The following is an 11790-nucleotide window of genomic DNA, read 5'->3' as shown; positions in this document are numbered from 1 at the left end:
TTCTTTTCAATTAAAACCCAATACTGTTTCCGCCATCAACTGGTAAAACGGTTCCGGTTGTATATTTTGATTCGCTTAAAGCGAAATAATAAACGGCATCTGCAATATCCGAAGGTTCGCCTAAGAATCCCATTGGCGTTCTGCCAAGCACTTTATTTTTTCTTTCGGGATCGTTATCAAGTGCCGTAGAAGACATTTTTGTTTTGATAAATCCCCGGGCGATACAGTTTACACGAACTCCAAACGGAGCCAAATCAACCGCCATTGCCCTGGTCATCGATTCGATTGCTCCTTTACTTGCCGAATATGCAATTACCTTCGGAATACCATATTGTGATGCCATCGGACTGATATTGATAATGCTTCCTCCTCCATTTTCTTTCATGTTTTTTACAACCGCTTTGCTAACTGCAAAAAACACTTAAAAGATTAGTATGGATTACCGATAAAAAATCTTCATCTGTAACATCCAGAAACTCTTTTTTAAGATTGATTCCAGCGTTATTTACTAAAATGTCAATTTGATTTTGTTTACTTATATTCTCAATCATGAACGGAATTCCTGCAAGATTATTTAAATCGTAAATCACAGGAATTGCATTTGGCCCTATTTCTTTACACGCATCTTCTGTCTTCTCTTTTGATCTTCCTATTATATAGGTTTTGATTCCGTTATCACAAGTTTCTTTGCTGTTGCAAAACTCAAACCCGAATTCCCTCCGGTTACAATTGCTGTTTTTGTTCTCATATTTTTTAATTTCAATATTTAATTTCCCGGTGCAAAAGGGAATTTTAAGGATTGAAAATAGCCTAAAGTTTGTGTTGGTTTGGCTACGCCAACTGGCAATTCTTTATCTGAATATTGTTGGAAATAAATCAAGCACGCATCTCGCCACCATTTTGCTTCTTTATACTGAATTTCTAATAACATTTGTACTTCTTTGAAACGCTCGGCATCAACAAATTTTTCGCTTTTATTCCAAACGGTCTGCATGTCTTTTACCTGATTCACGCCTTCCTGATATTTCATAGCCAAACCATTCCACAGCGTCTGTCCGTTTTTCAATTTATAATCCCAGGAAACATGATGAAACCATAGTAAATCCTTCTCCGGACAGGTTTCTAAATTATCAAAAATTTTGGCTACTTCCGGTGCATATTGCAATGTGGCATTTGTTCCGGTTTTTGAACGGTCGAAACCAATTCCTTTTTTATCTGCTTTGTGATAATATACCGGATTCCATTCTGGTCGCGACAAATTTGAAACCCATGGTCCCGGACCGTAATGATGACCGGTATCCATAATATGATGCAAACCAAGGGGCGTCATGTAATTGACAACCGCTTCACGAGATTCCATCATCATTTCTTTTACTGGCTTAATGAAATTTTCATCATTAGAGAAAGTACATCTCAACCATTCATCAGCAATAACTTCTGCATCTAAATTTGGATTCCATGCCAATCTTCCAAAGCCATACCAATTCGCCTGCGCAAAAGGATGACCGGTCCAGTTTAAATCATTTCCGATGTTAGAAACTCCGGCAATTCCTGTCAATTTTGTTTTTGTTAAAGTACCGTCAATCACTTTGGCAACGGTAGTACCTTTTCCTTTTTGATAGGTATCTGATTCTAAAACTTCCTGAAATAATTTTGGAAGAAAAACTAAATGTGTACTGAATCCTAAATATTCCTGTGTAATTTGAAACTCCATCATCAAAGGTGTTTTCGGCATCGCACCAAACATTGGGTGAAAAGGTTCACGTGGCTGAAAATCGATCGCCCCGTTTTTTACCTGAACGATTACATTGTCTTTAAATTTTCCATCGTACGGCACAAATTCGGCATAAGCTTGTTTTGCACGATCATTGGCATCATGTTCTGAATATACAAAAGCGCGCCACATAATTACACCACCAAAAGGCGCAACGGCATCAGCCAGCATATTGGCTCCGTCAACATGATCTCTTCCATAATTTTGCGGGCCGGGTTGGCCTTCTGAATTTGCTTTTACCAAAAATCCACCAAAATCCGGGATTTTTTTATAAATTTCTTTTGCTTTATTTTTCCACCAATTCGCTACGTCTACATCTTTTGGATCTGCCGTTTTTAAACCTCCAATTTCAATTGGCGCTGAGAAACGAGCAGTTAAATATACTTTTATTCCGTAGGGTCTAAATACGTTTGCTAAGGCTTCTACTTTTTCTAAATATTGAGGCGTTAAGATTAGGGCGTTAGCATTTACATTCGTTAAAACGGTTCCATTAATTCCAATTGACGCATTTGCTCTTGCGTAATCTATATAACGCTGATCGATAAAATCGGGTAATTTTTGCCAGTTCCATAAAGAGAAACCAGCGTAACCGCGTTCGACAGTTCGGTCTAAATTATCCCAGTGATTTAAAATCCGAATATTCGTTTTTGGTGCATCAACAATGTTTAAATTTTTGATGGATTTATTCATTTGAATCAATCTTAGAAAACTATAAACTCCGTATAAAACGCCGACCTCTTTTTTACCCGTAATAATAATTTGATTTTTTCCTTTTAATAAAATCGATTTGATGATAAACCCTTCATCATTGATCTGATCAAAATTTCCAATTTCCTTTTGAATTTCAGAACTCAGTAATTCTTTAGAACCAATAATGATATTTCGATCTCCTTCTATTTTTGATTTAACGCTGATTGTTTTTCCTACCATTTCAGTCCATCCGGATTCTAATTCTTTGGAAGCGATTTTTGAAGTTTCAGAATTTCCCAAAGAAACAATTCCCTGAACATCCGACACATATTTTGAAACCAATTCTGCATTCGTCTTCTTATCATATTGAAGCCATAATTTATAATCTTTTTGAGAAAATACTGAGAAAGAAGCTGCAAAAAAAATAATTGAACTAAGGAAATTTTTTATATTGTACATAATCTCTATTATTCTGCTATTTATGAATTAAGAATTAGCTATTGATTTAATTAAAAAATGAATATTTTTTAATTAAATGCTAAAAAATGCAATTAAAAACATTAAATAATTTGCAATCGGTTGTGCTAAAATACAAAATTTAAGTTATAAACAAATAAAATTGTATTTTTGATTCAAAATACAATTAGAAGATATGAAATATGTACCACATAAAAAAACCTGTTAAAAAGATTGATAACAGGTTTTCTAAAATAACAATAAATAAAAGTTATATCCTCTTAGAAGATTCTCGTATCACTACGTGAGTGTTTAAAAATGTAATTTCCTTTGCATCTTCTTCCGTAACAAATTTTAGATTTTTGATAACTAAATCGGCAGCGGCTTTACCCATGTTTTCTGCCGGGTGAGTTACAGTAGAGATATTCGGTTCAATAATTTCTGATATGGGATCATTATTAAAACCGATAACAGCAAACTCTTTTGGTACCTTAACGCCTCTTTTTTTAGCAGTTTGTACTGCACTGACGGCCAGTATATCACCAGGTGCAAAAAGACCATCTGGAACCAATTTCAAATCAAATAATTTATTACATGCTTTTACACCTTCTTCATATGTCATCTGTTCTAAACTAATAATAATATCTTCATCAATTGGTATTTCATATTCCAAAAGAGCATCCATGTACCCTCTTTTTCTCTCATTATATAAGGTTCCAAACTCTGATCCAGCAGTTAAATGCGCAATCCTTCTACACCCTTGTTCTAAAAGATGTTTCGTCGCTTTATAACCCGCTAAATAGTTATTAATTACCACACGAAAGGTATCATAATCCTTCGGTACCCTATCAACAAATACCAAAGGAATATTATTATTTGAAAACTGTTTAAAATGGGTAGTATCTTTTGTTTGCATTGCTAATGAGCAAATGACTCCGCATACCCTATTACTGTATAAAGATTGTGCCATCCCAACTTCCATTTCATAAGAATCATGTGACTGCATAATTATAACTGAATAACCAGATTTTTGAGCGGTAACTTCAATACCACTTATTAAAGAAGATAAAAAAGGTTGCGTTACAGTAGGAATTAAAATGCCAATGGTTGTAGATTTATTACCACGTAGTCCAGCAGCCAAAGTATTGGGAACAAAGCCCATTTCTTTTGCTGTTTGTTTTACTTTTTTTGTGGTCTTTTCACTAATACTACGATGGTCTTTTAATGCTCTTGAAATTGTTGATGTAGCAAGATTTAGCTTATCAGCAATGTCGTAAATTGTAACATGTTTATGTTCTTCCATGATTAAATATTAATATCAGTAAATATACTTATTTAAATGGTAGCAAAATTTCATTTTTTCAATATTCCAATTGACATAATAATATATACAATAAAACTAAAATTTGTTTAAAAATTTTGTTTTTTTTAATATCCTCATAGATAATTTTTTAAATCAAAAAAAGTCATTTTTTTACACAATCGGTTGTAATAAACTAACAAAGTAATTAAATTAGTATAAATTATTTTTTTAATGCACTATAAAATATCTTATAATACTTACTTAAAAATTATAACCAAAAAAAACTGTTATTTGGTTATAATTGACGTCACTAAAACTAAATTATGAGACCTCATATCGAATTTCTATTCTCCTCACAATAATTTAAAATATCAGTTATCTATTTACGATTTTATTTTTTCATTAAATTTACAACCAAAATCATTTACTGGCATAAAAGTTAAATTAAATAGTCACAAATATAATTAATGCTTTGTCCGCTTCTTTTATACAAAAACGGTTTTCATAAAAATATTATGTCCAAAAATATTCATGAATATTTTTTCTCCTTGTTACATATTAATTATATAAAACTTAACACAAAGTGTAACTAAAATAATGTCACCATTACTTATTCGTGACTTTTTTTTAAAAATTAGACTTTTGTAATGATGATTTTTTTTTAAATATTTCTTTAAAAAAAACTACTTTTTACACAAAGAATATTAATAAATCTACTTAGGACTAAATATTATAGACGAAGGATTTTATTAATGTTGTTAAGTGAGAATAATCGTTATTTTAAACAGATAGTTTTAAATCTGTACCGACACGATCAGCAAACAATACGAAAGTATACTCCAGGTGTTGTAGAAGCTTGGCTGCAGCAAAACGGCCTACAACATTGGAAGAAACTCTACAGTGAACGGGACAAAAAATGATTTTTATCTTTTGTCCCGTAGAGTGACGAAAAAAATAAACATTAAAAAAAGATTTTAATTTCCTTCTGATCTGAAATTTTAATTTACTGAAGATGTATTTGGTTAACGGTACTCTTTTTCTTTTCCGCTCCTCTGGCTTTAGAATTAGGGTTAAGTGTGGCCGAAATACCTAAATTTATTCCCATACTCAGTGTATTTGAATTTTTATTAATATTATTGGTAAAGTATTTTAGGGGTAGAGAACTGCTCACTTTGACCATTGGAGATATGCGGTATTCGAGACCTGCATCAGCAAGGAATGTGAAATATTGGTTTGAATCTGAACTCGATGACACACCGCCTGTTTTTATTTTTATTTTAGTATTGGTCATCGTATAGCCACCCAAACCAAAAGAGGCAAAAAACCTCAGTGGTTTGTTGGGATTGTCGTAATAGCGATATATCAATTCAGTGCCCATAAGCATAAAGATACGGACTGTTCCTTTTTTACCTGGCTCCATGCCGCCTTCGGGTTTTTTATTCCCCATGCTTATATTTAAAAGCAGAGTGGACTGTGAGGTGAGCGCTTTTTTGAAACTCAGTCCTTTGGTTATCACTACATCACTGTTACCATTTAGTTTTGGACCGAAAAGAGCTAAAGGTGAATAAAAAAAGCCGACATCGAAATTATCTTTGTAATTCTGCATTTTATCTGATCGTATGTCTTCATAGGAGTACAGTATATCTGTAGTATAGCTTTTACCGGACAGCTCAGCATCAAGTTCAGTTTTTAGAAGGTCTAGACTTTCATGGCGGCTGTTTATGAAGTTAAAAGGGTAGGCGCTGTCTTTGTAAATGATCGCATTCTGGGTTTTGTCTTCCAATGGATTGATAAGAAAGAAAACAGATTCTTTTATCTTCCGTACGGAAGATATGGTGTAAATAATGGCATTATAACAATTTAAGGAATTTTTATTTTCCTTATCCAATATGTTTATGTACAATATGTTATAATCAGAGAAAAGCCCTGATTTTACGTAAATGTTATTCTCGCTGAGGGTTTTTAAATCTTCCACGCCCGCGTCAATTACCAGCACTCCTTTAGGCGATGCTGAATTTTCCTGAAACAGGTACTGGCTGTAACAGTTTGCTGTAGGAGTATTGAATTCATAAATTTTCTGTGAGAATAAAATCTGCATGGTGAGCAGGCACAGGATTGTTATGGTTTTTTTTTCAAAAAGAAAACAGGTGGATAAATTAGGCATATGAATTACTATATTAAAATAGATGGGAGATTTAATTAAATAAAAATGAAAATAAGGCAACGTCTATGCTGATTTACTTAATAACTAAACTCTTTGAAGAAACGGTGTGCGCGGAAAAATAACCCAGGGCACCGTTGCTTATATTGCTGGGGGGATCTGCCGGTGTCACGCTTCCACCTGAAATTTGAACCAGTGCGCTGAAATAGGTATATACTTCCGGATCTATGCACTGCATATCAACGTGGATTATATTGCCAGGCAGAAGTTCATCGTCCTTGTCCAGCGATGGGAATAAGCTTCTCTGATTCACCATTCCATTATTTATATTATCTGAAAATACCTGTACGGTCTTGTTGTTTTTGTATTCAATACTCAGAATAAACAAATAGCGGTTACCCAGCTGCTCAGGATCCGTGTAGACAGGAAGTATAGTATAGGTAGTTTTATCTCCCATTGTCATGGAATCCTGAATGAGCCCGTCCAGGGTTACAGGAGCAGGCATAGTGCTTTGCGCGGTGTAATTTTCCCCGTCAACTGATACGTTCAGTGTGTATGTATTGCCGGTAACAGAAACGAGACCGGAAGTCTTATAGCGTCCGTCGGATTCATAGGTTAGGATTTCTGAATGACCCTGATTATCACTGATGGTAACGACAGCATTGGTGACTGGGGGATATTTATTGCTTTCGGTAAATGCAACAGACTTGGTGATGTGTACATAATAAGGACCAGGCTGGTCTGTGATATTTCCTTCAATCACAATAGAGCCGCTTTTATCTTGCAGATCCAGTGTAATTTCTTTTTCGCATCCTGCGGTTAACGCTACAGATAATAATATAAAAAATGCTTTTTTCATCTTTAAAATTTGAAATTATAAGTGACATTAGGAATCATTTTAAACAGGGATGTCTGGACAGCCCTTGTAGTGCCAGGTTTATCAGGATTATCTTCGAAAGTTATCGAATAGGCATTTTCAAAACCGAATAAATTATAGAATCCAAAACTCCATGATCCATGAAATCTTTTGTTTGTTTTAGGATCATAAGTTGCATTTATATCCAGTCTGCGGTAAGAGGGCATTCTGTCTGCATTTCGGCTGCTGTACTGGAAAACGGTCTGGCCGTTAAGCTCGTATTTTCCAGTCGGGTAAGTAACGGCATTACCAGTGCTGTATAGAAAGGTTCCAGAAAGAGACCATTTTGGATTTAAAGTATAAATAGCAACAACAGAGAGATCATGTGTTTTATCAAGACGGGTATTATACCAGTCATTATCGTTGATACCATTTATTTTACGTTCGGTTTTTGACAGGGTGTAGGATACCCAGCCGGTAAGCGTTCCTTCTTTCTTTTTAGCAATAAGTTCGATACCGTAGGCTCTTCCTTTACCAAACAAAAGTTCGCTTTCCACATCCTTTCCGGCATCAAAAGATATCTCGGCACCGTTTTTATAATCAATCTGGTTCTTCATGTCCTTATAATACACCTCGGTATTAATTTCGTAATTGTTATCGTTGAAGTTTCTGCTGTAGCCTGCACTTATCTGGTCTGCTATTTCAGGCTTTACCGTGTAACTGCTTCCAATCCACTGATCTGAAGAGTTCCCGCTGCTGCTGTTGGACAATAAATGGAGGTTTTGGGTGTTTCGCGAGTATCCGGCTTTAATACTGCTCACTTCATTTATGCGGTAGTTGGCGGTCAAACGAGGTTCAATATTAAAATATGTTTTACCAACAGATCCTTTAGCGATATCTTTGCTCTCAGTGAGTACACCATTCTCATATATATTATAAGTGTCTCCTCCCATGACGCTGAAAGCAGACAGCCTGAATCCGTAGTTAAGAGTCAAAGGTTCGGAGATTTTAAAATCGTCATTTGCATAAAGGGCATTCTCCCATGAATATCGTGTACTCTTTGGGTAACTGCTTACACTACTGCCTGATGCGCTATTGGGCGTTATGGCATGATAGATAGACTGCAGTCCAAATCGTACAGAATGCTGGTTGCTGGCAAACCACGAAAAATCCTGTTTCAGGTTCCAATCCTTAATTTTAGAACTCATGGTTGTTGTCTGGTCGCTGGCACTCTCCAGACTCACTTTGTAATCGTAGTTGCTGTAGATGAGGGAGGTGTTTGAAAACAGACGGCTGTTGATAATGCTGTTCCATCGCAGCGTAGCTGTCGTATTGCCCCAGTCAGTAGAAAATGAGCTACCAAGCCCCAGGACATCTCTTCCAAAATACCCGGAGAGATAAATGCGATTGTTGTCATTTATCTTATAATTGGCTTTCATATTAAGATCGTAGAAGTAAAGTTTAGTGTCCTTAAAATCATTACTGGCTTTTAAGTACAAATCGACATATGTTCTTCTAGCAGATATTATAAAAGAAGACTTATCCTTCTGAATTGGCCCCTCAACACTGAGCCTGCTGCTGATAAGACCGATTCCCCCCGCTACATTATAATCCTGATTATTCCCATCTTTCATTTTTACATCCATAACAGAGGAAAGCCTCCCTCCGTATTGTGAGGGACTGTTTCCTTTTATAATGGTGGCATCTTTCAGCGCATCACTGTTAAAGGTACTGAAGATACCCAGGAGGTGTGATGCGTTATAAACTGGTGCTTCATCCAATAGAATAAGGTTTTGGTCGGCAGCCCCGCCTCGAACGCTGAATCCCGAACTTCCGTCTCCGGTGCTTTTAACCCCGGGCAGTAGTTGGATTGTTTTCATTACATCTTTTTCTCCAAAAAGTACAGGCAGTTTCTCTATTTTTTTCATATTAAGAGTCTCAATTCCCATTTGTGCTTCATTAAGGTTTCTATCCTTTTTAGTGCTTGAGACTACCACTTCACTAAGGGTATTGGCTTGAGCAGTGTCCAGCGACCAATCAATCCTGATATTTTTATCAAGAGTAATGCTCTGCTGCTGCTGCTCGAATCCAATGTAGCTGCATATTATGCTGTACTGGCCCTCGGGCATTGATATAGAGTAGAACCCATATTCATTGGTAACGGCTGAATAGGCACTGTTCTGCACTATCTGAACAGCGGCGCCAATTATGAGTTCCCCGTTATTTTTGTCTTTTATTGTACCGCTGATAGTATATTTCTGCTGAGCAAAGCTTCTGCCCGAGCAAAGAAGCAGGACGGCCAAAATAAAATGCCTGATTAAAAATGTTTTCATTTTACTGTGTTTTACAGTAAAAATGTGAAAGCATTTTCGATTTTTAAGCGCAGATGAAACTGAAGTGGACGAAAAAGCAGATAAAGTGGACAAGACCTTAAAAACAGAATTTAGAAACAGGGTTTTATTTGTAATTTAAATGCCGTAGAGGTTATAAACTAAAGGCATTTTAGGTAGGAAATGCCTAGTTATTTTTTTTTTGGAGAGCATGCTTCATAAAGTTTTTTGAGGATGATTAAGACAGTCATCAAGTGCCTTCTGCGCAGGCAACGATAGTATTCAGATATAAAATTTTAACTGTCCTGATTAGGTTTTCTTTTCCCAACTGCTTTTCTCCCAAAAACATACGCATGCATGTCTCTCAACCATTGGAGAGCCATTCCAGAAAATCTGTGACTTTCTCTTTTCCTACCAGTATGGCATCAGGAAAGTCAGAATTTAAAGTAATCCTTATTTTCCTGTTCGGGTAGTGTGCAGCTGATTTCACGGCTTTTCTGTTGATTAAATACTGCCGGTTGGCACGGTAAAAAAACGGTGCGAATTTTTTCTCCAATGTATCAAGGTTCTGGTTTACGTGCCATTTTCTGCCTTCAAAGCTAAAGGCATACACCATCAGGTTTTCAATTAGAAAAAAAGCGATGTCGTTGCCCGAGAGCGGGGTGATTTTCTCTCCCTGATGCAGGATGACTGACGGCATAGCAATGGGCTTGATACTCTCGGAAAGACCCGAGAGCAGTTTTTTAAAATCCAAGGCCTTGTTATCTGCTCCAGTGAGCAGCGTATATTTCTTTAATGCTTTGGTTATGGAATCCTTATTGACGGGCTTGATAATGTAGTCAATCCCCATTGTCTCAAAAGCTTCTAGCATATAATAGTTAAAAGCGGTGCAGAATATAATAGGCACCTTATTGTTTATCGCCGCAAAAATATCAAAACTCAGACCATCTCCTAACTGTATGTCGGAGAATATAAGATCAATTTTATGTTCTGTTTTGAAGAATTCGGTTGCTTCTTCAACAGAATGCAGGTGGGCGCAGATCACGGCATCTGGCATCACTTCGGCAATGGTCTTGGCCAAGTCTTCCGCCAGAGGTCTTTCATCTTCTATAATAACAATATTCATACTTTAAAGTATTGGGATTATAACGGTAAAATTTTGCTCTGATTCTTCTATTATGATTTCTTTTTCGCTGAGCAGCTTATACCTGCTGTTCAGATTTGCCAGCCCGGTATTGTTACACTGAACATGTGTGGCTGGATTTTTTTTATTGGTTACAATAAGTCCTGATGGGATATATTTAATCTGAAATTCCAGCGGTTTTTTTTCAGTAAAATGATTGTGCTTAAAAATATTTTCAACCAGTGTCTGTAAGGCAAAAACGGGTAGTTTATGACTGTACATTTCCCTTGGAACATCAATTACGCAGGTAAAGGCGCTACCGAAGCGCACGCGCTGCAGGGCAAGATAGTCATCTACAAAATCCAGTTCCTTTTCCAGATCCACCACATCGGCTTCCGGTGCGCTGAGAGAATACTGAAGGAAATGAGAAAGTCTTACGACATACTCTTCGGCTTTGTCATGATTGGAGGTAATAAGGGACTTGAGTACGCTCAGGGCATTAAAAAAGAAATGGGGCTGGAGCTGCTGAACCAGGACTTGTTTCTGGGCTTCGCTGTTCTGAAGCTTTAATTCCTGTACCTGTCTTTCTGCGATTTCTTTGTTGCGGGAGGTCACAATGTTATTGCAGAGGATCATGATGACAATATTGGGAAGCATTAAAAAGAAAAGATCATAAATGATATTTGTGTTTTCAAGGGCCGGACCGGGTATTTCATAATCAGGTGCAGCTATTTTTCCTAAAATCCTTAAAATAATCATAATGGCCTGAGCCGTTAAAAATTTCGAAAAATTGTTCATCTGAGGCTCCCTGATTACCAGGTAGATATGAATAGACCAGATGATAAGGCCAATAGTCGTGATTACAGTGAAGAAAAGCAGGCAAGTCCTAAAATCAAATTTTTGGCTCAGATAAGGCGGACTTGCTGCGTAGAATGCCAGAATGGGCGATATGAGAAAGGCGTTAAGCCATAATTTTTTGGTCACAGTCAGTAGGATTACAGTTAGAAAGTAAATTTTCAAAAGGTCAAAGTCCCTCTCCTCTTTTTATAAAAAAACTATTTCCAAAGATGTACTTTTTTTTTTGAACAATTAGCCGT

Annotated in this window: 9 protein-coding genes; all 9 read right to left on the bottom strand. The window is 36.4% G+C overall.

The window, feature by feature from the left end:
- Positions 1-10 precede the first annotated feature (10 nt).
- On the bottom strand, positions 11-385 hold the full coding sequence (locus tag BXU10_RS25615; protein WP_255406086.1) for an SDR family NAD(P)-dependent oxidoreductase: 375 nt from the start codon (positions 383-385) through the stop codon (positions 11-13).
- A gap of 19 nt (positions 386-404) precedes the next feature.
- Complete coding sequence (locus tag BXU10_RS25610; protein WP_255406112.1) at positions 405-653, bottom strand: SDR family oxidoreductase; 249 nt, start codon at positions 651-653, stop codon at positions 405-407.
- A gap of 113 nt (positions 654-766) precedes the next feature.
- Complete coding sequence (locus BXU10_RS12685; protein ID WP_078227625.1) at positions 767-2923, bottom strand: alpha-glucuronidase family glycosyl hydrolase; 2157 nt, start codon at positions 2921-2923, stop codon at positions 767-769.
- A gap of 268 nt (positions 2924-3191) precedes the next feature.
- Entirely contained in the window at positions 3192-4223 is a 1032-nt protein-coding gene (locus BXU10_RS12680; protein ID WP_078227624.1) for a LacI family DNA-binding transcriptional regulator, read from the bottom strand.
- A 1003-nt stretch (positions 4224-5226) separates the two neighbouring features.
- Positions 5227-6387, bottom strand: coding sequence for an outer membrane protein (locus BXU10_RS12675; RefSeq protein WP_123921990.1), 1161 nt, complete (start codon positions 6385-6387; stop codon positions 5227-5229).
- A gap of 73 nt (positions 6388-6460) precedes the next feature.
- Positions 6461-7243 (bottom strand): DUF4249 domain-containing protein, encoded by a 783-nt coding sequence (locus BXU10_RS12670; protein WP_078227622.1) that lies wholly within the window; start codon positions 7241-7243, stop codon positions 6461-6463.
- Positions 7244-7245: 2 nt separating this feature from the next.
- Positions 7246-9543 (bottom strand): TonB-dependent receptor, encoded by a 2298-nt coding sequence (locus BXU10_RS12665; protein ID WP_223255430.1) that lies wholly within the window; start codon positions 9541-9543, stop codon positions 7246-7248.
- A 391-nt stretch (positions 9544-9934) separates the two neighbouring features.
- Positions 9935-10696: a LytTR family DNA-binding domain-containing protein gene (locus BXU10_RS12660; protein ID WP_078227620.1), complete on the bottom strand. Its 762-nt coding sequence runs from the start codon at positions 10694-10696 to the stop codon at positions 9935-9937.
- Between the two features lie 3 nt (positions 10697-10699).
- Positions 10700-11677 carry a sensor histidine kinase gene (locus BXU10_RS12655; RefSeq protein WP_123921989.1) on the bottom strand — a complete coding sequence of 326 codons (978 nt, stop codon included), beginning with the start codon at positions 11675-11677 and terminating at the stop codon, positions 10700-10702.
- Positions 11678-11790 lie beyond the last annotated feature (113 nt).

Source organism: Flavobacterium sp. LM4, from assembly GCF_002017935.1.
GTDB classification, from domain to species: Bacteria; Bacteroidota; Bacteroidia; order Flavobacteriales; family Flavobacteriaceae; genus Flavobacterium; species Flavobacterium chungangense.
The sequence above is the reverse complement of the archived record's forward strand: the minus strand, read 5'-3'. Positions and strand labels throughout refer to the sequence as shown.